Below are 22,094 nucleotides of genomic sequence, written 5' to 3'. Positions count from 1 at the left end.
TACTCTCCGTTAGAAGGTGATCGCAAGCGATCACCAACCAATTACCAAGTCTGGGTCGCTTTGAAATCTTCTAGCAGTTTTGCAAACTGCGCAGCGATTTCATCGTTGTAAGCACCCGTTTCATCTATCTGAGCTACAAGCTCAGCAAACTGACCTTTCGCGTAAGAAAGTAACGCTGCTTCGAAATCAGCAAGCTTAGTTAGCTCAACATCATTCAAGTAGCCTTTTTCAGCTGCAAAGATAACAACCGCTTGCTCAAATACAGACATTGGCGCGTATTGTTTTTGCTTCATCAGTTCAGTTACTTTCTGACCATGATCTAGCTGTTTCTTAGTAGCGTCATCAAGGTCAGACGAGAACTGTGCAAACGCTGCAAGTTCACGGTACTGTGCAAGTGCGGTACGAATACCACCCGACAGTTTCTTGATGATCTTGGTTTGGGCAGCACCACCTACACGCGATACAGAGATACCTGGGTCAACAGCAGGACGAATACCAGCGTTGAATAGCTCTGTTTGTAGGAAGATCTGACCATCGGTGATAGAGATAACGTTAGTCGGTACGAATGCCGATACGTCACCCGCTTGGGTTTCGATAATCGGTAGTGCCGTTAGCGATCCGGTTTGACCTTTCACTTCACCGTTAGTGAATTTCTCAACGTAGTGCTCGCTTACACGAGAAGCACGCTCTAGAAGACGCGAGTGAAGGTAGAAAACATCACCAGGGAATGCTTCACGACCAGGTGGACGCTTAAGCAATAGTGAGATTTGACGGTAAGCAACAGCCTGCTTAGACAGGTCATCGTATACGATCAGTGCATCTTCGCCGCGGTCACGGAAGTATTCGCCCATCGCACAACCAGAGTATGGTGCTAGGTATTGTAGCGCAGCAGCTTCTGATGCTGATGCTACAACTACGATAGTGTTTTCCAGTGCGCCGTGCTCTTCCAGCTTACGAACTACGTTAGCGATAGTTGAAGCTTTCTGGCCAATAGCCACATACACAGAGTAGATACCAGAATTTTTCTGGTTGATGATGGCATCGATAGCCATCGCTGTTTTACCAGTCTGACGGTCACCGATGATAAGCTCACGCTGACCACGGCCGATTGGGATCATTGAGTCAACTGCTTTGTAACCAGTTTGTACTGGTTGATCAACAGATTTACGATCGATTACACCCGGTGCAATTACTTCAACAGGAGAGAATGTCTCTGTTTCAATTGGACCTTTACCATCGATAGGCTGACCTAGTGTGTTTACAACACGACCAAGTAGCGCAGGACCTACAGGTACTTCAAGAATACGACCAGTACCGGTTACCTTCATGCCTTCCTGTAGAGAAGCATAAGGGCCCATTACAACTGCACCTACCGAGTCACGCTCAAGGTTAAGTGCTAGTGCGAATAGTCCGCCTGGTAGTTCAATCATTTCACCTTGCATTACGTCAGCAAGGCCATGGATACGAATAATACCGTCGCTTACAGAAACGATAGTACCTTCGTTACGCGCTTCACTTACAACGTTGAAGTTTTCAATACGTTGTTTGATCAGTGCGCTAATTTCCGTGGAATTAAGTTGCATGCTCCAATTCCCCAAATCAAGACTGCAAAGTATCGCTCAGACGGTTCAATTTGCCCCGTACAGAGTTATCGATAACAAGGTCTCCAGCTCTAATTACAACCCCGGCAATCAGGGTCTCGTCTACACTGCAAGTCAGCATAACTTTACGCGCTAAACGCTGCTCAAGTTTCACGCTAATGGCATCTAGTTGATTATCATCTAAAGCAATAGCAGAAATTACTGTCGCTTCGATGGTGTGCTCATGCTCATGTTTCATCAGCATGAATTCATCACAGACATCAGGTAGCGCCTTAAGGCGTCCATTTTCAGCCATCACCTTTAGAAGGTTTTGACCGAATTCATCGAGTTGCTCACCGCATACTGAAACAAAAATTTCAGTTAGCTTATCCGCAGCAAATCCGCTATCCAGTACATCCTGCATAGTGTCATTTTTTGCTACTTCACTGGCAAAGTTCAGCATTTCTGCCCACTGAGCTAGTTGGTTCGTCTCGACCGCAAAGTCAAAAGCTGCTTTAGCGTAGGGGCGTGCGATTGTAGTCATTTGTGACATATGCTTGCCCCTTTAATTACAGTTCTGCAGTGACTTTGTTAAGAATATCGGCTTGAGCATCCACATCAATGGAGCGCTCAATGATCTTCTCAGCACCAATCACAGCTAGAGTTGCAACTTGTTTTCTTAACTCATCACGAGCACGATTACGTTCCGCTTCAATTTCAGCCATACCTTGCGCAAGGATTTTCTCGCGCTCAGTTTGTGCTTCCGTTTTCGCTTCATCGATAATTTGAGCTTTACGCTTGTTTGCTTGCTCGATCAACTCGCTCGCAGCGCGTTTCGCTTCTTTTAGTTGATCAGAAGCATTCGCTTGTGCAAGGTCAAGGTCTTTAGCTGCGCGATCTGCGGCAGCCAAGCCGTCAGCAATTTTTTTCTGACGTTCTTCAATCGCTTCCATAATCGGTGGCCATACATATTTCATGCAGAACACCACGAAGAGGAAGAAAGCGATAGCTTGACCCAGCAAAGTTGCATTCATATTCACAACGCATCTCCTTTAAAAGGGTTGCTAGAGTCCATTTGCTACTTAATGTCAGCTTGAAACAAGCTGACATTACGATTTATTAACCAGCTAGCTGACCAACAAATGGGTTTGCGAATGTGAATAGCAGCGCGATTACGATACCGATCATTGGTACCGCATCAAGTAGACCAGCGATGATGAACATCTTAACTTGAAGCATTGGAGCCATTTCAGGTTGACGTGCAGCACCCTCAAGGAATTTACCACCTAGAAGTGCGAAGCCGATCGCTGTACCAAGGGAAGCAAGACCTACAATGATGCCCACGGCAATTGCAGAAAAGCTTAGTAAAGTTTCCATCACTATCTCCAGTTTATAGTTGTCGGCAAAACGCCAATATAATAAAAAATGTTACAAAAAATCGTTAATGATTGTCTTCATGTGCCTGAGACAGGTACACGATAGTTAACATCATGAATACGAAAGCTTGAATTGTAATGACCAGAATGTGGAAAATAGCCCACGGTACCGAGCCTAGCCATTGAGCCCACCACGGCATTAGTGCCGCGATTAGGATAAACACCACCTCACCTGCAAACATGTTACCGAATAAACGCATACCTAGTGAAATAGGCTTCGCTAATAGCGATACCACTTCAAGAAGAAGGTTAAACGGGATCATGATAGGGTGATTGAACGGGTGAAGAGCCAGTTCTTTAGCAAAACCGACAAGACCTTTCACTTTGATGCTGTAGTAAATCATCAATGCGAACACGCCTAGCGCCATTGCCATGGTGATGTTAACGTCAGCACTTGGAACCACTTTCATATAAGGGATCCCGATACTTTGTGCGGCATACGGAATGAAATCAATAGGCACAAGGTCCATGATATTCATCAGTAAAATCCAGCAGAAAATAGTTAGTGCTAACGGAGCTACAAGTGGATTGCGGCCATGGAAAGTATCTTTGACGTTGGTATCAACGAATTCAACAACCATTTCAACAAAACATTGTACTTTACTTGGAACTCCTGATGATGCCTTCTTCGCTACTGAACGAAATAGCCATAGAAAAGCTAAACCGGTCAAAACAGAGAAGATAAGGCTATCTATGTTTACCGCCCAAAAGCTACCTTCACTCACTAAGCCCAATTTATCGGTTGATAAGTTGGTCAAGTGGTGAGTGATATAACTTGCAGACGTTAGCGCTTCACCTTGCGCAGCCATAACTCATCCTATTTGTTGTTGTTAATGAATAAAACCGGTCCAAAAATATTAATACCAAGGGCCAGCAAATAGGTTAGTTTGAGAGGAACAAGTTCCACTCCCATATACAGGTAAGCAATGGCAAAAAGGATGACTGTGATAAGAATTTTAAGCACTTCTCCGCCATAAAATGACGCCATGACTAGCCGTGCATTCCTAGCACCACTAAACATGAAGGCACACATCGCGAAGACAGTATTGGCAATAACAAAGATGCCACCGCCAATCAATGCAGAGATTCCCCAGTCAACATTGACAGCAAAAACTGCCGTTAATGCCGTTGCTATCACGACGCCAGATTGTAGTAACAGCAACCGTTTTGCCAGTTGGCGTCCCGGTTTAGCTAGCGTCGATACCATGTATTCGTTCCTCGAGTCCATTCCTTTACACAATCCGTGCTTGGGAAAACAGCGAAAATTATACGGCTCATTAGATTGATTGCAATCAAATAGCAGCAAAAAAAACAGTTAGATTTTACAACACTCTAACTTGATCACGATGATGTTATTTTTTTAACAAAAATTGCAGCTCTAACATCACATTTTATTATCGAGAATTGCAAGAATTTGCTCTAACTTGTCTTGCTGTTCAAAGTTAATAACGATTTTTCCTTTGCCACTTTTAGTTTGATTAATCGCCACCTTAGTGCCTAATTGCTCAGTTAGCCTGTTTTGTAATAAAACAACATGTTCACTTTGTGATGCAGGCACTTTAGGTATTGATGGATTTAAAAGTGTTTTAACCAGTTTTTCAGTTTCACGTACAGTTAACAAATTATTGACAATTTTTTGTGCTACAGCTAACTGTTGTGTTTCATCTAAGGATAATAAAGCCCTTGCATGACCCATTTCGAGTTTTTTCTGCTCCACTAATTGTTTAACAGGCTCGCTTAACTGGTTTAAACGCAATAAGTTAGAGACGGCAGCACGTGATTTCCCGACCGCTTCAGCAATTTGCTGGTGAGTCAGTGAAAACTCTTGCTGTAGTCGTGCTAAAGCCACCGCTTCTTCTATTACATTGAGATCTTCACGTTGAATATTTTCAATCAACGCAATAGCAATTGTCGCGCGATCATCAACGCTTTTAACCAAACAAGGCACCGTCGTTAATCCTGCGATTTTAGCCGCTTGCCAACGACGCTCACCGGCAATAATTTCAAAACGTTGATCAGCTAAACGTCGAACAACAATAGGTTGAATGATCCCTTGGGCTTGAATCGATTCAGCAAGCTCCGCAAGCGTATCATCAGCTATCGATTTACGCGGCTGGAACTGACCCGATTGCAGCAGTTCAATCGCAAGGTCCCGTAATTCACTGTCATTGTTTGAAGTCGAAAGTGCTGTTTGTTGATGGGTTTGTTGCTTAGCTTGTGCGACTGCACTGGTAGAAAGCAAGGCATCAAGGCCTTTGCCTAAACCACGTTTATTAAAATTCATGAAAAGCCTTATGCGTCCTCAGAAGTCACCGTTTGTAATGCTAATTCATCACGACGAATCATTTCACCCGCGAGCGCTAAATAGGCTTTAGCGCCACTAGAATACTTATCGTAATACATCGCAGGACGACCATGGCTTGGCGCTTCTGCTAAACGGACATTGCGTGGAATAACGGTACGATAGACTTTGTCACCAAAGTGTTTTTTCAGCTGTTGAGAGACTTCGTTAGCTAATCTATTCCGAGGATCAAACATGGTGCGCAGTAAACCTTCTATTTTAAGTTCACTATTCACCACCGCTGTTAACTTGCTAATGGTATCCATTAATGCTGTTAAGCCTTCAAGAGCAAAATACTCACATTGCATCGGCACTAATACGGAATCCGCCGCTGTCATAGCATTAATGGTGAGTAAGTTTAGCGAAGGGGGACAGTCAATAAAAATATAGTCGTAGTCATCACGAACCTTGGCAAGTGCAGTACGTAGACGCACTTCACGGGCAAACACTTCCATCAACTTTATTTCAGCAGCAGTGACATCACCATTAGCGGCTATCAAATGATAGCCCCCCGTCGTTTCTTTTATAACAACGTCATTAAATGGCGTTTCCTCGACCAAAAGATCATAAGCGGTGGCATCAACTTGGTATTTATCAACCCCACTGGCCATGGTTGCATTACCTTGTGGATCAAGATCAACCACTAATACTTTACGTTGGGTTGCAGCCAAGGATGCTGCTAAATTTACACAGGTGGTGGTTTTACCCACACCACCTTTTTGATTTGCTACCGCTATGATTCTTCCCACAAGAAAACCTCAACAATTAATCCTTTGCCGTCAAGACTACTAGATGACGCTCACCTTCTAAATCAGGAACCTGTAAAGATTTCACTTCTATAACTGAGCACCATTCTGGCAGTTCTGCCGCTTCTTGCTCGTTATATTGGCCTTTCAATGCGAGGAACTGACCACCTGATTTTGGTAGATGGTGGCACCAGTTAACCATATCGGCCATTGAAGCAAACGCACGACTTAACACTGCATCAAAGCCATCACCGGCTTCAAACTCTTCAACGCGACTTTGTACTGGCGTCACATTGGTAATTTTTAGCTCATGGATCACTTGGCGAATAAAACGGATGCGTTTACCTAAGCTATCTAACAAGGTAAATGATTTATCAGGACACATAATCGCCAACGGAATACCTGGCAGTCCCGGTCCTGTTCCAACATCAATGTAACTAGCGCCATCTAAATACTGGCTGACGACAATACTATCCATAATATGTTTAACTAACATTTCGTTAGGATCACGGACTGACGTCAGATTATACGCTTTATTCCATTTGTGCAGCAGTTCTACATAACCGATCAGCTGGTCAAGTTGCTGTTCTGTGACCTGCAGTTCAGTTTGGGCGATAAGTTGTACTAATCGTTGTTTCATTGTTTAGCCCTTATTCGCCTTTTTTTAATAAGCCGTGTTTTTTCAAATAAACCAATAACAGCGAAATCGCAGCAGGGGTAATACCTGAAATACGTGATGCCATACCAATTGATTCAGGTTTTGCATCATTAAGTTTTACCACTACTTCATTCGATAGGCCTTTAACATTGCTGTAATCAATATCAAATGGCAGCTTAGTAGTTTCATGACGCAGGGATTTTTCAACTTCATCACGCTGACGATCAATATAACCTTGGTATTTCACCTGGATCTCAACTTGCTCACGCGCTTCAATATCGTCAAGCGCTGGTGCAAATGTTTCGATGCTTGTCAGTTGTTCGTAAGTCACTTCAGGACGACGAAGAAGATCTTCACCACTCGCTTCACGAGCGATCGGCGCTTTAAGAATTTTGTTTAATTCATCAACATGATCCGATTTTGGATTGATCCAAATATCTTTCAGACGTTGACGTTCAAGTTCCATATTTTCAATTTTTTGATTGAAACGAGACCAGCGAGCATCATCAACTAAACCAAACTCACGACCCATTGGGGTTAAGCGTAAATCAGCATTGTCTTCACGAAGCAATAAGCGGTATTCGGCACGAGAAGTAAACATACGGTATGGTTCTTTAGTACCAATCGTTGATAGATCATCAATCAATACGCCCATGTATGCTTGATCACGACGAGGACTCCAGCCTTCTTTATCTTGAACTTGAAGCGCGGCGTTCATACCCGCCATTAAGCCTTGTGCTGCCGCTTCTTCGTAACCTGTCGTACCGTTAATTTGTCCTGCAAAGAACAGACCATCGATATATTTGTTTTCGAAGGTTTGTTTTAGATCGCGAGGGTCAAAGAAATCATATTCAATCGCATAACCTGGACGCATAATGGTTGCGTTCTCAAAGCCTTTCATTGAACGAACAATTTGCATTTGTACATCAAACGGTAAGCTGGTGGAGATCCCGTTTGGATATAATTCATTTGTCGTTAAGCCTTCCGGCTCAATGAAGATCTGGTGACTATTTTTATCTGCAAAACGCATCACTTTATCTTCAATCGAAGGACAGTAACGTGGACCAATTCCTTCAATAACACCGGCATACATTGGGCTACGATCCAAATTATTGCGGATCACTTCATGTGTGCGTTCATTGGTGTAAGTAATAAAACATGGGATTTGACGTGGATGATCCGACGACTTACCCATAAATGAAAATGTTGGTGTCGGGTTATCACCGTGCTGCTCTTCAAGCACACTGAAATCAACACTGCGCGCATCAATACGTGGAGGAGTACCTGTTTTTAAGCGATCAACACGTAATGGTAATTCGCGTAGACGATCCGCGAGGGCATTCGATGCAGGATCACCAGTACGTCCGCCACTGTAGTTTTCCATACCAATGTGGATCTTACCACCAAGGAAAGTACCAACAGTTAACACAACGGCTTTGGCGTGAAACTTTAAGCCCATTTCCGTTACAACACCAACAGCACGGTGATTTTCAACAATTAAATCAGTGACGGCTTGTTGGAAAATCATTAGATTTTCTTGGTTTTCTAATACGTTACGAACAGCTGCTTTGTATAATGCGCGGTCTGCTTGAGCACGAGTCGCACGTACTGCAGGACCTTTCGATGAGTTCAGTGTACGAAATTGAATACCACCTTTATCAATGGCTTGCGCCATTAATCCACCAAGGGCATCAACTTCTTTAACCAGGTGTCCTTTCCCGATCCCGCCAATAGCTGGGTTGCACGACATTTGGCCCAACGTATCGATATTATGGGTCAACAGTAAGGTTTTTTGTCCCATTCGGGCTGCTGCCAATGCGGCTTCTGTGCCTGCATGACCACCACCCACAACGATGACATCAAATTTTTCCTGGTAAAACATGGAACTTCCTCAGGTATTTAAATAGCCAGTGAGTTAACTCGAGCAAAGGGCGGACATTCTATCCTTTTTCTGTGCAAGAGAGAATATTTCATCAAGATCATTTGATCAGTTTAATTACGCTCTTTAAATATATATAAGATCTTTTTAAAGAGATCTTCTATTAGATCTACTATTAGGATCGTACGATCGTGTGGATAACCGACAAATGATCCTAATGATCATGTATTTAAGAAGGATCATTTCTTGTGTAGGAGCTTGGATCTGATCGTGTATAGGCTGGGATCAAAAAAGCTACTTATACACAGGGGGAGGAAGTCATATAAGTTATTAAATGGATAACTATGGGTTGACCACCGTTTAGATCTATAGTTATCCACAGAAAAAAGATCGAAATAAGCTGGAAACTGAGTAACTATTGATGGTTTTTTAATCAGTAATTAAGTTTTTCCAGTTATTAAACCATGCTTCAGCAGGCTCTTCAGGCACTGGTGTCTCTGAAACATCAATATCAAGACGTTCACCGATCTGCTTTGCACCTAAAGAAAGTAATAATCCTTCTATTTTCTTACCTGCCGCACAGAAGGTATCGTAATTACTATCACCAAGCCCAATGACAGCAAATTTAACACCGCTCAGTGTGGGTTGTTGTTGAGTGAGTTGCTCTACAAATGGCAAAAAGTTATCAGGATAGTCGCCAGCACCGTGCGTTGAGCAAATGATTAGCCAGATAGTGTCTTGATCGAGCTCTGAAAACTCTGCTTGATTGATGACTTCAGCTTGGTGGCCATTATCTTCGAGCAATTCTGCTAAATGATCGGCGACATATTCAGCGCCACCTAAAGTACTACCGGTAATAAGGCTAAGTGAGCTCATAGTTATCCTTTATATAGATAGAAAAAGCTAGAGCCTTTGAATTAGCAAAGATCTAGCTCGTGTTGATTGTTAATTTCGATGATTTTTATCATCAATTAGATATTCTTTGCTGTAGGTTATCGCCATTTTATTCACTTATCTATGGCTAACTGATATCCACCAGCAAATTAAGTCTTAATTAAGAGGAAAATATGTGGGTACTTTATAAGAAAAGGTCGAGTTATAAAGTAGATAGATGATCTTAGATTGGAGATCATACTGTTGTGGATAATATATCACTAATGATCTTACCCACACGATCTTGATATTTTAATCACAGGCTTATGATCATAACAAACCGGTCGATCCTATCGTTTTATGATGTAAAAAAAGGATCTATTTTCTTCGTGGCGTCAGATAAAGTTTATCGGATGTTGGGTGGCGACAAATCGTGATGTTATCTTGGTATAACTGATGTAATCGAGAAGGAGTTAATACGTTATCTGGGGTATCAAAGGCAATTAATTCACCCTGCTGTAAAAGTAATAACTGATCGCAGAATTCAAGTGCAGTATTGAGGTTGTGAATGGCCACCAGCGCCGTTTTGCCTTGTTGGCATTGCGCTGCGAGGATATTCATTAACTCAGATTCATGGCCGATATCTAGGCTGGCTGTGGGCTCGTCCAGTAACATGCAATCAGCGTTTTGAAGTAATAGACGAGCAAAGTGTACGCGTTGTTGTTCTCCTCCCGATAGTTGATTAAGTGATTGATTTAATAGTTTTTCAATGTTTAATTGATGGATGGTTCTATTAAACTCTTTGTCACTTATTGGGTTGTTGTGGCTGTAGCGGCCGTAATCAATTACATCTTTGACTAAAAAAGCGAACGCTGGCTCTGTATGTTGGGGGAGATAACTCATGTGCTGTGCACGTTGTTGGTGACGATAACTGGAAAGTCGTTTTTCTTTGAGAAATATCTCGCCAGATGACGGCGTCAAATAGCCCGCTAAACACTTTAATAATGTACTTTTTCCTGCACCATTTGGACCAATAATCCCAACCAGTTCACCTGCGCCAATTGTGAAATTGATATCGGTTAATAATGGCTTGTTTCCTTGCTGAAAAGAAAGGTGTTTGGCTTGAATGATCGTATTCATTGGGCTATCCCTTGGTACTGACTACGGATCAATAGGGCAATAAAATAAATGCCACCAATCACGGCGGTAATGATCCCTGTTTTCAATTCATTGGGAGCGATCACGGTTCGCGCTAGAAGATCGCACAGTAATAAAAATAAAGCGCCGAAAATAGCTGAAAATGGCAGTAACCGTCGATTATCTGGTCCTAAAAGAAGACGAACCAAATGCGGTACGATTAAGCCGATAAAGCCAATCGGGCCTGCTACCGCAATAGCCATTGCGGTGAGTACGGTGGTTAATACCAGTAATGTGAATCGGCTGCGCCTGACATTAACGCCCATACCATGGGCATTTTGTTCACCTAAAGCCAGCAAGTTTAAAACTTGGCCATGGCGTAACAGCACGATTGCTGCAATAACAATGATCGGTGTGGGCCATAGCAACTGTTGCCAGATGCGAGAGTCTAATCCTCCCATTGTCCAGAAGACAAACTCGCTGATCTCATATTGTTGTGCAGTCAGTAATACGCCCATGGTTAAGCCTCCTAGCAAACTTGATACTGCGAGACCTGCCAAGATAATAAATAGTCCTTGTTGGTGAGATTTAGCCGCGAGCATATATACCAATAAAGCGCTAGTAAGTGCGCCAATAGTCGTGAAAAGAGGTAGCCAACCTATAGCTGCGGCACTGATCCCTGTGACGATGGCGATAACAGCAGCAAAGCTGCTACCGGCACTGATCCCTAAAATATCAGGGCTGGCCAAGGGGTTTTTAAATAATCCTTGGCTACAAGCACCTGCAAGGGCTAATGCACCACCCGCTAATATGGCGGCACAAGCACGGGGGAGGCGAATATGGAGCACGATAGCATTGGCGAGTGGATATTGCTCCGCTGCTGCGTGGCTACCTTGGACGAGATAAGTATGTAGCAGACCTGTGATATCTGTTATTGGGATAGAGACAGAGCCTAAGCTGAGATACGCTATAACAGTAATAATAAAGATGACGCTCGTCAGTAACCACTGATAGGAAGTTGCTAATTTAGGCATGAGGTTTGCCATAAACGCGATGGTTTAAATAGATAATGGCATCAACAATATACTGGCTATCTGTTGAACGTAGTGCTTGAGGCAAACAGATCACTTTGTGGTGTTTTATGGCGTTTAATTGTTGTAGTGAAGGATCGTTTAATAACTCCTGACGAAAGGTGTTACTGCTATCATTGGTATCTTTACCACAGGTTCCAGGAACAATAATGACATCAGGATTGATAAGTAATAACTGCTCTTTTGCCAGTGGTACTTGACCGTATTTATCCCCTTGGGTTGCAGCAATGGCATTGATTAAGCCTGCTTGCTCAAAAATGGTATTAATGGTTGATTGGCGGTTGCTTGATGCGCCCCATGGGGTGTATTCAACGGCGGTAAGTCGGTGCTTGGGAATGATGACGTGTTGTTTTAATTTACGATCCATCGTCTCGACTAACTGCTGAGCGCGTTGGTTTTGATTAACTAATTTACCTAACATGAGAATGTTTTTTTCAATATCAGCTAATGTATATACGGTATTAAATACAAAAACATTGATCCCTGCTTGACGCAGGATATTCACTTTTTGTTGGTCGCTCCAATTGGCTGCAATCAGTAAATCAGGTTGGTTAGCGATAGTGCGTTCAATATTCAGATCCAATAGTGGGATTGTTGTCGGTAATTTATTAGCGATCAAAGAGTAAGTCGGATCGTTACTTAATCGACTTAAGCTTGTGATTTGATGAGCTGGTAGTAATTCAATTAATACCTGATCACTGAACATACTTTTTGATGATACACGCAATGGTGGGTTGTTGAGAGAGACCATTTTTTGAGTCGCATCCATTACTGTAAGCGGGTAGGTTGTTGCTTGTTCAGCATTACTTGGGCTGCTGAGTAGTAATATGGTACACAGTGAAAAAGCATGAAAAAATTGGCGCATAATAGTCATCGAAAGCATGATAAAGGCTGCTTGTCGCTCTTCCTTGGGCGAACAAAAGGTGGCGTCATAGTTAGCGATTTTGATTATGCTGTCAATTACAGTCGTGTATCACTCTGTTAATATCGCAGGATTCGTTATCTTAAGGTGGTACCAATGACATTAAAGTTCTCAGGTGATATTGATGAGCTGGCTTATCCCTTTATATTTGAAGACTCCCCCTTGTGTGATTTTGAAATTCTAACCGATGAATTATGCACCTATACAGGGCTGGCATTATCTCAACTTGAAGAGGGGGAGATCCGCCAATCATTAGCATGGTTACAGCCACATCTGTTCCATCTCAATGGTTCTATTCGGGGAAAATGTGGGATTTTTGAAACTGATATCGAGAAACTCAAATCGGATTACCACCATTTCCGAGATCAGGTGACGGATAACAATAAACGCTTTGTTTTGCCTCGTGGTGTTGGTTCGGTTGTGCTGTTGCATCAATGTCGAAGTTTAGCGAAGAAAGTGGTTCGTCAATTAGTGTTAGTGGACGCTTCGGGTAAAAATGTACCAGAGACCTTACCGCGCTTTACTAACTTGTTAGTGAACTACTATTTTGCATTGACCCGAGTATTAAACCAACAAGCGGGTATTGAAGAGCCAGAATATATCAGTATTAATTATCCTAAAGCGCCGAAAAGTGAAGATAAAAAATAATAAAAAACGTCATATATCAAAGATATATGACGTTTTCTTGTTTCTGTTATCAATGGTTAGTATTTACTTACCAATACAGAACGAGGTAAAGATACGACCGAGTAAATCATCCGATGTAAATTCACCTGTGATCTCACTTAAGTGTTGTTGAGCAAGACGTAACTCTTCAGCAAGAATTTCACCTGCCATAAAGCCTTCAAGCTGCTCTTTACCAATATCGAGGTGCTCAGCGGCACGCTCTAGGGCATCTAAGTGACGGCGGCGAGCCATAAAGCCGCCTTCAGTGGTACCAGAGAAACCCATACATTGTTTTAGGTGTTCACGTAGGGCATCTACGCCATCGCCTGTACGTGCTGATAATCGAATTAAGGTTGGATTATTGGCATGACAGATACCCGCTTGTTCACCGGTAAGCTCTGCTTTGTTACGAATCACAGTTAAACCCATATCAGCCGGCAGACGCTCAATGAAATCAGGCCAGATCTCTTTGGGATCGGTCGCATCTGTCGTGGTGCTATCAACCATAAACAGAACGCGATCAGCATGCTCAATTTCATCCCACGCACGTTCAATACCAATGCGCTCTACTTCATCAGAGGCTTCACGCAAACCTGCAGTATCAATAATGTGCAGAGGCATGCCATCAATGTGGATATGCTCACGCAATACGTCACGAGTCGTACCTGCAATATCTGTCACAATCGCGCTATCTTTACCAGATAGAGCATTCAACAGGCTAGATTTACCTGCATTAGGGCGACCCGCAATGACGACTTTCATGCCTTCACGCATAATTGCGCCTTGGTTGGCTTCTTTACGTACTGCATTTAAGCGCTCGATAATGCCATTTAAATCACCACCGACTTTACCATCAGAAAGAAAATCAATTTCTTCTTCTGGGAAATCAATTGCTGCTTCTACAAAAATACGTAAATGGATCAAGGCTTCAACCAGTTCATTTACTTTGGTTGAGAATGCCCCTTGCAGTGATTTAAACGCACTCTTTGCCGCTTCTTCAGAGCTTGCATCAATTAAGTCGGCAATCGCTTCTGCTTGCGCTAAATCGAGCTTATCGTTCATAAAGGCGCGCTCTGAGAACTCACCAGGACGTGCTGCACGGATCCCGTCAATTTTTAAGATACGACGGATCATCATATCCATCAGTACAGGGCCACCATGACCTTGGAGTTCCAACACATCTTCGCCAGTAAATGAGTTAGGGCCTTTAAAAAAGAGGGCGATGCCTTGATCCAGTGCGGTGCCATCTTCATTTTTAAAAGGAAGGTATTCAGCGTAACGCGTTTTCAGTTCGCGACCTGCAACAGCAAGCGCAACCTCTTTGGCTTTAGGACCTGAAACGCGGATGATGCCGACGCCACCACGACCCGGCGGTGTCGCTTGAGCGACGATAGTATCGATGTGTTGATTCATAACCTTGGCTTTGCTTGATAAAAACAGGGGAATTGTAAACTAGTGTTGCGTGTAACACCTAATTAGGCAAATAAAAAAGGTGGCTAAAAAGCCACCTCAGTGCAAATATTCTCTTACTTCGTCTTTTTTCGACTATGTAAGCCCTGCTGTTCTAATTTACGGAAAATAATAGTTTGTTGGATCAAGGTGACAATATTGGAGGTTAACCAGTACAGCACAAGTCCAGCAGGGAAGTACAAGAAGAAAACCGTGAATATTACAGGCATAAACGTCATGATTTTCTTTTGCATGGGATCAGTGACGGTAGAGGGGTTATTCTTTTGGATAAAGAACATAGTGATACCCATTAAAATCGGCAGTACATAGTATGGGTCTTGCGCTGATAAGTTTTGGATCCACCCAAAAAAGGGCGCGTTACGCAGCTCTGTAGATAGATTCAATACGGTATAAAGCGCAATAAAAATGGGCATTTGTATTAGCAAAGGTAAGCAGCCACCCAATGGGTTAACTTTCTCTTTCTTGTACAGCGCCATCATCTCTTGGCTTTGACGTTGGCGGTCGTCGCCGAAACGCTCACGCATCGCTTGGATTTTCGGTTGCAGCATACGCATCTTAGCCATTGATGTGTATTGCGCTTTAGTTAGTGGATACATTAAGCCACGGACAATCAACGTTAGAATAATGATGGCGACGCCCCAGTTACCCACGATGCCATGAATGAATGCAAGAAGTTCATGTAAGGGAGTGGCGATAAATGATGACCAACCGTAATCAGGGAGTGCTGCTGTATTTAAATCTGGATTCATAATGTCGTGCCGGGCTCTGCCATAGAAAGATTAAATTTTAACCAATAATATTCGTACTAAAGTCCGAGTAATGCAAATAAAAAAGGCGACCCGAGGGTCGCCTTTTTAGTGCTAGAGAAGATTACTTCGCTTTTTTACTGCTGTGTAAGCCTTTTTTCTCAAGGGCACGGAAAATAATCGTTTGCTGGATCAGTGTAACGATGTTTGACACTAACCAGTAAAGTACTAGACCTGAAGGGAAGAACAGGAAGAAGAAAGTAAACATAACCGGCATAAAGGTCATGATCTTCTGCTGCATAGGGTCTGTCACTGTTGACGGACTCATCTTCTGGATAAAGAACATAGTGATACCCATTAAGATAGGTAGCACGTAGTACGGGTCTTGTGCTGACAAGTCATGGATCCAACCGAAGAATGGCGCGTGACGCAATTCAACCGATTCCATTAATGCCCAGTACAGTGCAATGAAGATTGGCATCTGTAGTAAGATAGGAAGACAGCCACCCAGTGGGTTAACTTTCTCTTTCTTGTACAGTTCCATCATCTCTTGGCTTTGACGTTGACGGTCATCACCTAGACGCTCGCGCATTGCTTGGATCTTAGGCTGAAGCATACGCATTTTAGCCATCGACGTGTATTGCGCTTTTGTTAGTGGATACATCGCACCACGAACGATAAACGTTAGGATGATGATTGCAATACCCCAGTTACCCACAAGGCTATGGATAAATGATAATAGCTTGTGTAGCGGGCTAGCAATGAACCATAACCAACCGTAATCAACTGTTAGGTTAAGGTTCTTCGCCGTTGCAGCCATTTCGTTTTGTAGCTTAGGACCGACCCAAAGTGTTGCTTTGATTTCTTTACTCTTACCAGGTGCAATTGTTTCGATTGGCATGCGTACACCAATATAGCCGTTACCGTTGCTAGTTGTAGAGTAAACTTGAGACGTTTGATCTGCGCCATCGCGTGGGATCCAAGCAGAAACAAAGTAGTGTTGCATGATAGCAACCCAACCTTCGTTCGCAGCAACATCAAGGTTCTTCTCCTTCATGTCGTCGAAACTGTATTTCTTGTACTTAGTATCGTTTGCAGAATATGCGCCACCAAGGTAAGTAGGCATAGTTAGGCTACCGCCTGAATCACTTAGCTTATGACGAAGCTGTGCATACATCTGCACGCTTGCTGCTTTATCAGTGTTGTTCGCAACGGTGTAATCAACGTTAACAGCGTAATCATTACGCTTAAGAACAAATGTTTTAGTGTAATTGATGCCATCTTTAGTAAATGTCATCGGTACACGTAATTCATTTTGATCAGGACCCATTACAAAGTCTTTTGCTGTTACGCTGTATTGCGCACGGCCACCTTGTTGAGAATCAGCACCATTCGGGCCGATTAAACCTGATTGTGCAATGTATTCATGACCATCTGTATCATTAAGCAGTACAAACGGGTCTTTTGAATCGAGTGTGTTGTTGTATTTTAGCAGCTTAGCATCAACTACATCACCACCAAGCGTATCGACTGTTAATTCCAGTACATTCGTTTTTATGGTAATTAAGTTTTGTGAGCTAGTTTGATCAGTTAGAGGCTGACCTTCAGCAGAATGTGACGGGATATCACTGCTTTGTGTCGATTGTTGCGCTACACCTTGGCTTTGAGGCTTAGGAGTTTTGTCAGCATTCCATTGTTGAAATAATAAGAATGAGACAAAAAGTAGGGCAATTAACAGAATATTACGTTGGGAACCCATAGTTAATGTTCTCTGTCGTTATGCTTAGTAGGCGGAACGGGGTCGTAACCACCGTCATTTAAAGGATGACATTTTAATAGACGTTTCGCCGCTAACCAACAACCTTTTAGCGCTCCATGCGTTTTTACAGCTTCGATCGCATATTGAGAGCAGGTCGGAGTGAAACGACATCGTGGCCCAAGGAGAGGACTGATTGCCATTTGGTAAAAGCGGACTAGTCCAACGACTAGCCACGCGAAGGGCGAGACAGGCGATGCCATAACTTATCTAACAACTTGAAGAGTTCTTCGTTGCTCAACTCGTTAGCTGATTTCTTTGCAATCACTACGAAGTCTTTTGCTGGAAGCTGATGTTGTTTCAGACGAAAACTTTCACGCACAATGCGTTTAAAGCGATTTCTATCTACAGCAGTTTTAATCTGTTTTTTTGGAACAGCCAGACCAAGACGGGGGCAGTTTAGTTCGTTAGAACGGGCAAGAATAGTTAAGTGAGGAGAGCCAGCACGATGAGCTTGCTGGAAGACAGTTTTATAATGTTCGGGAGTTAACAAGCGTAACTCCCGAGAAAAAGCGTAGTTCTTCAAAATAATCGTCGATGATTACTTAGAAAGACGCTTACGGCCTTTAGCGCGACGTGCATTGATTGTTGCACGACCGTTCTTAGTAGCCATGCGAGCACGGAAACCGTGAGTACGCTTACGCTTAAGAACAGTTGGTTGGAAAGTACGTTTAGACATTTTGTTACCTTAAATTAACTGATCAGTTTTTAAGTGTGTTACCAGTCTTTGACTTAAATTAGTCAAACACCTCTAACAAAGAGGCGGAATTGTAATCACTGACTAACAAAGAGTCAATAAATATACGTGTAACTGGCAACGGGCGCTGCATTATACTTTTTATTAGCCGAAGTTCAAGGATCCTTATTGGATCTCAATTTGTGTTCAGAACGCTTGTGGCCGTAGATCCTTAGGTTGACTGAAGATCTGGTGTGGTGGTCCTTGCTCGACAAATTCGCCGTCAGCGATGACGATCACGCTATCGGCGACTTCACGGGAAAACTGTAATTTATGAGTAACGATCAACATGGTTTGCTGTTGTTGCGCTAATTGATTGATCAAGCTTAATACTTCATTTACCCATAGGGGGATCCAACACTGATGTTGGCTCATCAACTAACAATCATTCAGCGTCTAATGCCATTGCTTGACCAATGCTTATACGTTGTTGTTAACCGCCTAAAAGCGCTGTTGGATAAGCGTTGGTTTCGATCACCCCCTATTATAATTGCAGCACGAATACTTTCAGACATGTAAGCGGCATAATGCATGCTAAGACTCATCACGGCTGCGCTAAATGCATCTAGCCCGACCAAGCTTGGTATGATCTGAGGTAAGCCGTAACCAAGTAAAAATTAAAATCAAAACCCATAATGATGATCCGTTGTGCTGATGGAATGAAAGATAAGAGAGAGCCACTATTGGGCTAAACTATCAATGGTGGGGGCGTGATTATTATTGGGTTGGTATTGTTACCAAATCCTTTGGTTGAAATAGTATCAATACGCCCTGTTTATCATTGTCCAAACAATCTAGATAGAGAAACTCGCGATAACAAATTTAACCTTATAGTCATTACGTTGACTTATCTCATGCCATAGGTCGACTTCAAATCTCTGTAATTTGTCGTTACTAACAAATGTAAAAGGGAAATAACGTCCTGACATACCGACTTTTACCATAGTTTCTGCCATAACGCTGGTGGTAGAACATGCAACCCGTGTAGTGGTAACCATGGTCGGTGTAATCCCATTTTTTATTCGATATTTACCTTTTATTCGTCGTGTTTTATGCGCGTAATCAATTCTGTCTTGGCACTAAATAATAATTAACAGCTATCTGAAATAACTATTTGTTTAATTGCTAGCATATTACCGTGTGTCATCATGTCTTTTTTGTATGTCTGAGCGAGGAAATTGATAGAAAAGGTTACCCACAATGAAAACTTTTCCCTGTGGATGATAATTGGCGATGATAAAATGGTCATTCTTAAGTAAAAATAGCATTAAACGGGGAATGAAAGACTTATCTTTGTGCTAGCTGTGTTAATATAGCTGTGGGTAATGGTGGGTTAATTTGTGCTGATCTTACATCTTGTTGTGCGATCTATGTGCATAAGTTCGATCTTATTCACTGGATCTGCGATCTCTTTACTGGTGATCCTTGTTCAGCGAGTATAAAATTATCTTCCTTTTATGTTTTGTTTATTCAGTGTGGAGTCTACCTTGTCATCTTCGCTATGGTTGCAGTGCCTTCAACGCCTTCAAGAAGAACTCCCTGCGACAGAATTCAGTATGTGGCTACGTCCGCTTCAGGCTGAATTAAATGATCATACTTTGACATTATTTGCTCCTAATCGATTTGTATTAGATTGGGTTCGCGATAAATATCTTAATAACATCAATCGTCTACTTAATGAGTTTTGTGGTGCAGATGCACCGAGCCTGCATTTTGAAGTTGGGAGCAAACCTGTTGCAGCACCGCCGCAGCCAGTTGCGCCTCCTGTTTTTACTTTGCCAAAATCAAAACCTGAAGTAGAACCTCAACCAGCCGTCCACCATGAGCCAGCGTCTGCGCCTTCTCCGGTGCAAAATGAATCGCCTGGTGGTTACCGTTCTAACGTCAACCCAAAACATAATTTTAATAATTTTGTTGAAGGTAAATCTAACCAGTTAGGTTTAGCGGCGTGTCGTCAGGTATCTGATAATCCGGGAGCGGCGTATAATCCATTGTTTTTATATGGCGGTACCGGGTTAGGTAAAACGCACCTATTGCATGCGGTCGGTAATGCGATTGCTAATCGTAAACCGAACGCCAAAGTGGTTTACATGCATTCAGAACGTTTTGTGCAGGATATGGTCAAAGCCTTACAAAATAATGCGATTGAAGAGTTTAAACGTTATTACCGTAGCGTTGATGCATTATTGATTGATGATATTCAATTCTTTGCTAATAAAGAGCGTTCTCAAGAAGAGTTCTTCCATACCTTTAATGCGTTATTAGAAGGTAATCAGCAAATCATTTTGACTTCAGATCGTTACCCGCGTGAAATTAACGGGGTTGAGGATCGATTAAAATCACGTTTTGGTTGGGGCTTAACGGTGGCAATTGAGCCGCCAGAGCTTGAAACACGCGTTGCTATTTTAATGAAGAAGGCGGAAGATCATAATATTCGTCTGGCTGATGAAGTGGCGTTCTTTATTGCCAAGCGTCTTCGTTCAAATGTCCGCGAATTAGAAGGGGCATTGAACCGTGTTATTGCCAATGCAAACTTCACTGGTCGTGCGATCACGATTGATTTTGTTCGTGAAGCATTGCGTGACTTACTAGCACTGCAAGAAAAGCTGGTCACGATAGATAATATTCAGAAGACTGTTGCTGAATACTATAAAATAAAGATGGCAGATATGTTGTCTAAGCGTCGTTCTCGCAGTGTTGCACGTCCTCGTCAGATGGCAATGGCACTGGCAAAAGAATTGACCAACCACAGTCTTCCTGAGATCGGTGATGCTTTTGGTGGCCGCGATCATACTACCGTGCTTCATGCTTGCCGTAAGATCGAGCAACTGCGTGAAGAGAGCCACGATATTAAAGAAGATTATTCAAACCTAATTAGAACATTGTCGTCTTGATATGAAATTTACCGTCGAACGCGAATATTTATTAAAGCCTTTACAACAAGTTGCTGCGGCACTTGGTGGTCGTCCATCATTGCCTATTTTAGGTAATATCTTGTTGAAAGTAGAAGATGGTTGCTTGTCGATGACGGGTACCGATCTTGAAGTTGAACTTATCGCCAAGGTTGCCCTTGAAGGGGATTATGAATCCGGTACGGTTACTGTACCTTCTCGTAAGTTCCTCGATATTTGTCGTGGTTTACCAAGTAATGCCACTATCTCGGTGAGTTACGAAGGTGATCGCGTACTTATTCGTTCAAGCCGTAGCCGTTATACATTAACCACACTGCCTGCTGCTGATTTCCCAAATATTGAAGATTGGCAAAGCGAAGTTGAATTTACGCTTGAACAAGGCCGTATGCGTCAGTTGATTGATAGCACGCAGTTTTCAATGGCTAACCAAGATGTTCGTTACTACTTAAATGGTATGTTGTTTGAAACTGATGGTCAGCATTTACGATCAGTCGCAACTGACGGCCACCGTATGGCGGTGTGTGCGATTGATACAGGCCATGAATTACCAACGAAGCAAATTATCGTACCGCGTAAAGGGGTATTAGAGTTGGTTCGTCTATTTGATAACCCCGAATCGTTAGTCAACATTCAAATTGGTAATTCAAATATTCGCGCAACAGTGAACAACTTTGTCTTCACATCTAAATTAGTTGATGGACGCTTCCCTGATTATCGTCGCGTTATGCCACAAAATAGCACTAAGTTTGTTGAAGCTGGCTGTGAAGAGATGCGTAATGCATTTGCTCGTGCGGCGATTTTATCAAACGAAAAATTCCGTGGTGTGCGGGTTAACTTGTCTAATGGTGAGATGCGTATTACCGCAAACAACCCAGAGCAAGAAGAAGCGGAAGAGTTTCTTGATGTTGATTACCAAGGCGATAGCTTAGAAATTGGTTTTAATGTGAGCTACGTGTTGGATGTATTAAACACCCTTAAATGCGATCAAGTTCGTTTGTCATTATCTGATGCTAATGCGCCGTCGTTAATTGAAGATGCCACTAACGATGAAGCCATGTATGTGGTGATGCCTATCAGACTATAGG

23 protein-coding genes and 3 pseudogenes are annotated in these 22,094 nt (G+C 42.7%); 3 read left to right on the top strand and 23 right to left on the bottom strand.

The features are described from left to right. Positions 1-41: 41 nt before the first annotated feature. The 14 genes from atpA to C9J40_RS18370 form a co-directional block, all read right to left on the bottom strand. Complete coding sequence (gene atpA, locus C9J40_RS18435) at positions 42-1,583, bottom strand: F0F1 ATP synthase subunit alpha (protein ID WP_005372324.1); 1,542 nt, start codon at positions 1,581-1,583, stop codon at positions 42-44. Positions 1,584-1,599: 16 nt separating this feature from the next. After that, positions 1,600-2,133, bottom strand: coding sequence for a F0F1 ATP synthase subunit delta (gene atpH / locus C9J40_RS18430; RefSeq protein ID WP_045130846.1), 534 nt, complete (start codon positions 2,131-2,133; stop codon positions 1,600-1,602). Between the two features lie 16 nt (positions 2,134-2,149). Further along, positions 2,150-2,620 (bottom strand): F0F1 ATP synthase subunit B, encoded by a 471-nt coding sequence (atpF, locus tag C9J40_RS18425; protein ID WP_005372318.1) that lies wholly within the window; start codon positions 2,618-2,620, stop codon positions 2,150-2,152. Positions 2,621-2,699: 79 nt separating this feature from the next. After that, entirely contained in the window at positions 2,700-2,957 is a 258-nt protein-coding gene (gene atpE, locus C9J40_RS18420) for a F0F1 ATP synthase subunit C (RefSeq protein ID WP_005372317.1), read from the bottom strand. A gap of 64 nt (positions 2,958-3,021) precedes the next feature. Continuing rightward, entirely contained in the window at positions 3,022-3,825 is an 804-nt protein-coding gene (gene atpB / locus C9J40_RS18415) for a F0F1 ATP synthase subunit A (protein ID WP_107208085.1), read from the bottom strand. Between the two features lie 8 nt (positions 3,826-3,833). After that, positions 3,834-4,223 (bottom strand): F0F1 ATP synthase subunit I, encoded by a 390-nt coding sequence (locus C9J40_RS18410; protein WP_107208086.1) that lies wholly within the window; start codon positions 4,221-4,223, stop codon positions 3,834-3,836. A gap of 177 nt (positions 4,224-4,400) precedes the next feature. Further along, complete coding sequence (locus C9J40_RS18405) at positions 4,401-5,300, bottom strand: ParB/RepB/Spo0J family partition protein (protein WP_107247622.1); 900 nt, start codon at positions 5,298-5,300, stop codon at positions 4,401-4,403. Between the two features lie 8 nt (positions 5,301-5,308). Beyond that, on the bottom strand, positions 5,309-6,106 hold the full coding sequence (locus C9J40_RS18400; protein ID WP_105061258.1) for a ParA family protein: 798 nt from the start codon (positions 6,104-6,106) through the stop codon (positions 5,309-5,311). Between the two features lie 16 nt (positions 6,107-6,122). After that, positions 6,123-6,743 (bottom strand): 16S rRNA (guanine(527)-N(7))-methyltransferase RsmG, encoded by a 621-nt coding sequence (rsmG, locus tag C9J40_RS18395; protein WP_045153763.1) that lies wholly within the window; start codon positions 6,741-6,743, stop codon positions 6,123-6,125. Between the two features lie 10 nt (positions 6,744-6,753). Next, entirely contained in the window at positions 6,754-8,643 is a 1,890-nt protein-coding gene (gene mnmG / locus C9J40_RS18390) for a tRNA uridine-5-carboxymethylaminomethyl(34) synthesis enzyme MnmG (RefSeq protein WP_107208089.1), read from the bottom strand. Between the two features lie 426 nt (positions 8,644-9,069). Beyond that, positions 9,070-9,516, bottom strand: coding sequence for an FMN-binding protein MioC (gene mioC, locus C9J40_RS18385; protein WP_107247621.1), 447 nt, complete (start codon positions 9,514-9,516; stop codon positions 9,070-9,072). Positions 9,517-9,891: 375 nt separating this feature from the next. Continuing rightward, positions 9,892-10,653, bottom strand: a complete 762-nt coding sequence (locus C9J40_RS18380; RefSeq protein WP_107247620.1) for an ABC transporter ATP-binding protein — start codon at positions 10,651-10,653, stop codon at positions 9,892-9,894. Further along, a complete protein-coding gene (locus tag C9J40_RS18375; RefSeq protein WP_107247619.1) occupies positions 10,650-11,684 on the bottom strand; it encodes an iron ABC transporter permease in 1,035 nt (344 codons plus the stop codon). Before C9J40_RS18375 ends, C9J40_RS18380 begins: the two co-directional genes overlap by 4 nt. Then, positions 11,677-12,624, bottom strand: coding sequence for an ABC transporter substrate-binding protein (locus tag C9J40_RS18370; protein ID WP_233220334.1), 948 nt, complete (start codon positions 12,622-12,624; stop codon positions 11,677-11,679). The genes C9J40_RS18375 and C9J40_RS18370 overlap by 8 nt, the downstream gene beginning before the upstream one ends. A 135-nt stretch (positions 12,625-12,759) precedes the next feature. On the opposite strand from C9J40_RS18370, the gene C9J40_RS18365 reads away from it, so the two are divergent. Beyond that, entirely contained in the window at positions 12,760-13,311 is a 552-nt protein-coding gene (locus C9J40_RS18365) for a cobalamin adenosyltransferase (protein ID WP_107208094.1), read from the top strand. 63 nt (positions 13,312-13,374) lie between these two features. On the opposite strand, the gene mnmE is transcribed toward C9J40_RS18365, so the two are convergent. The 9 genes and pseudogenes from mnmE to C9J40_RS18320 all read right to left on the bottom strand — a co-directional run. Further along, on the bottom strand, positions 13,375-14,742 hold the full coding sequence (gene mnmE / locus C9J40_RS18360; protein WP_107208095.1) for a tRNA uridine-5-carboxymethylaminomethyl(34) synthesis GTPase MnmE: 1,368 nt from the start codon (positions 14,740-14,742) through the stop codon (positions 13,375-13,377). 113 nt (positions 14,743-14,855) lie between these two features. Further along, positions 14,856-15,518, bottom strand: a pseudogene (yidC, locus tag C9J40_RS18355) (membrane protein insertase YidC); the annotation flags it as partial. 151 nt (positions 15,519-15,669) lie between these two features. Continuing rightward, complete coding sequence (yidC, locus tag C9J40_RS18350) at positions 15,670-17,304, bottom strand: membrane protein insertase YidC (protein WP_107247616.1); 1,635 nt, start codon at positions 17,302-17,304, stop codon at positions 15,670-15,672. A gap of 2 nt (positions 17,305-17,306) precedes the next feature. Beyond that, positions 17,307-17,564 (bottom strand): membrane protein insertion efficiency factor YidD, encoded by a 258-nt coding sequence (yidD, locus tag C9J40_RS18345; protein WP_083784444.1) that lies wholly within the window; start codon positions 17,562-17,564, stop codon positions 17,307-17,309. Next, positions 17,531-17,887 (bottom strand): ribonuclease P protein component, encoded by a 357-nt coding sequence (rnpA, locus tag C9J40_RS18340; RefSeq protein WP_005372259.1) that lies wholly within the window; start codon positions 17,885-17,887, stop codon positions 17,531-17,533. Before rnpA ends, yidD begins: the two co-directional genes overlap by 34 nt. Positions 17,888-17,902: 15 nt before the next feature. Then, positions 17,903-18,040, bottom strand: coding sequence for a 50S ribosomal protein L34 (gene rpmH / locus C9J40_RS18335; protein WP_005372258.1), 138 nt, complete (start codon positions 18,038-18,040; stop codon positions 17,903-17,905). A gap of 204 nt (positions 18,041-18,244) precedes the next feature. Then, the gene (locus C9J40_RS18330; RefSeq protein WP_233217798.1) at positions 18,245-18,472 is read right to left on the bottom strand and encodes a hypothetical protein; all 228 of its coding nucleotides are present in this window, start codon (positions 18,470-18,472) and stop codon (positions 18,245-18,247) included. 89 nt (positions 18,473-18,561) lie between these two features. After that, positions 18,562-18,714 (bottom strand): annotated as a pseudogene (locus tag C9J40_RS18325) (amino acid ABC transporter permease); the annotation flags it as partial. A 183-nt stretch (positions 18,715-18,897) separates the two neighbouring features. After that, positions 18,898-19,095: pseudogene (locus tag C9J40_RS18320) on the bottom strand (transporter substrate-binding domain-containing protein); the annotation flags it as partial. Between the two features lie 489 nt (positions 19,096-19,584). On the opposite strand from C9J40_RS18320, the gene dnaA reads away from it, so the two are divergent. Together dnaA and dnaN are read left to right on the top strand one after the other, a co-directional pair. Beyond that, positions 19,585-20,991 (top strand): chromosomal replication initiator protein DnaA, encoded by a 1,407-nt coding sequence (gene dnaA, locus C9J40_RS18315; protein WP_107208098.1) that lies wholly within the window; start codon positions 19,585-19,587, stop codon positions 20,989-20,991. A gap of 1 nt (position 20,992) precedes the next feature. After that, a complete protein-coding gene (gene dnaN / locus C9J40_RS18310; RefSeq protein ID WP_005372253.1) occupies positions 20,993-22,093 on the top strand; it encodes a DNA polymerase III subunit beta in 1,101 nt (366 codons plus the stop codon). Position 22,094: the final 1 nt, after the last annotated feature.

Origin of the sequence: Photobacterium sp. GB-72 (assembly GCF_003026095.1) — a bacterium.
In the GTDB taxonomy this organism is placed as follows: Bacteria; Pseudomonadota; Gammaproteobacteria; order Enterobacterales; family Vibrionaceae; genus Photobacterium.
This window is presented reverse-complemented; position numbering and strand designations above follow the sequence as displayed.

Bases quoted from the DNA above. Each gene is read 5' to 3' on its own strand.
- atpA (WP_005372324.1), bottom strand. From the start codon at position 1,583: ATGCAACTTAATTCCACGGAAATTAGCGCACTGATCAAACAACGTATT.
- atpH (WP_045130846.1), bottom strand. From the start codon at position 2,133: ATGTCACAAATGACTACAATCGCACGCCCCTACGCTAAAGCAGCTTTT.
- atpE (WP_005372317.1), bottom strand. From the start codon at position 2,957: ATGGAAACTTTACTAAGCTTTTCTGCAATTGCCGTGGGCATCATTGTA.
- atpB (WP_107208085.1), bottom strand. From the start codon at position 3,825: ATGGCTGCGCAAGGTGAAGCGCTAACGTCTGCAAGTTATATCACTCAC.
- C9J40_RS18410 (WP_107208086.1), bottom strand. From the start codon at position 4,223: ATGGTATCGACGCTAGCTAAACCGGGACGCCAACTGGCAAAACGGTTG.
- C9J40_RS18405 (WP_107247622.1), bottom strand. From the start codon at position 5,300: ATGAATTTTAATAAACGTGGTTTAGGCAAAGGCCTTGATGCCTTGCTT.
- rsmG (WP_045153763.1), bottom strand. From the start codon at position 6,743: ATGAAACAACGATTAGTACAACTTATCGCCCAAACTGAACTGCAGGTC.
- mnmG (WP_107208089.1), bottom strand. From the start codon at position 8,643: ATGTTTTACCAGGAAAAATTTGATGTCATCGTTGTGGGTGGTGGTCAT.
- mioC (WP_107247621.1), bottom strand. From the start codon at position 9,516: ATGAGCTCACTTAGCCTTATTACCGGTAGTACTTTAGGTGGCGCTGAA.
- C9J40_RS18380 (WP_107247620.1), bottom strand. From the start codon at position 10,653: ATGAATACGATCATTCAAGCCAAACACCTTTCTTTTCAGCAAGGAAAC.
- C9J40_RS18375 (WP_107247619.1), bottom strand. From the start codon at position 11,684: ATGCCTAAATTAGCAACTTCCTATCAGTGGTTACTGACGAGCGTCATC.
- C9J40_RS18370 (WP_233220334.1), bottom strand. From the start codon at position 12,624: ATGCTTTCGATGACTATTATGCGCCAATTTTTTCATGCTTTTTCACTG.
- C9J40_RS18365 (WP_107208094.1), top strand. From the start codon at position 12,760: ATGACATTAAAGTTCTCAGGTGATATTGATGAGCTGGCTTATCCCTTT.
- mnmE (WP_107208095.1), bottom strand. From the start codon at position 14,742: ATGAATCAACACATCGATACTATCGTCGCTCAAGCGACACCGCCGGGT.
- yidC (WP_107247616.1), bottom strand. From the start codon at position 17,304: ATGGGTTCCCAACGTAATATTCTGTTAATTGCCCTACTTTTTGTCTCA.
- yidD (WP_083784444.1), bottom strand. From the start codon at position 17,564: ATGGCATCGCCTGTCTCGCCCTTCGCGTGGCTAGTCGTTGGACTAGTC.
- rpmH (WP_005372258.1), bottom strand. From the start codon at position 18,040: ATGTCTAAACGTACTTTCCAACCAACTGTTCTTAAGCGTAAGCGTACT.
- C9J40_RS18330 (WP_233217798.1), bottom strand. From the start codon at position 18,472: ATGAGCCAACATCAGTGTTGGATCCCCCTATGGGTAAATGAAGTATTA.
- dnaN (WP_005372253.1), top strand. From the start codon at position 20,993: ATGAAATTTACCGTCGAACGCGAATATTTATTAAAGCCTTTACAACAA.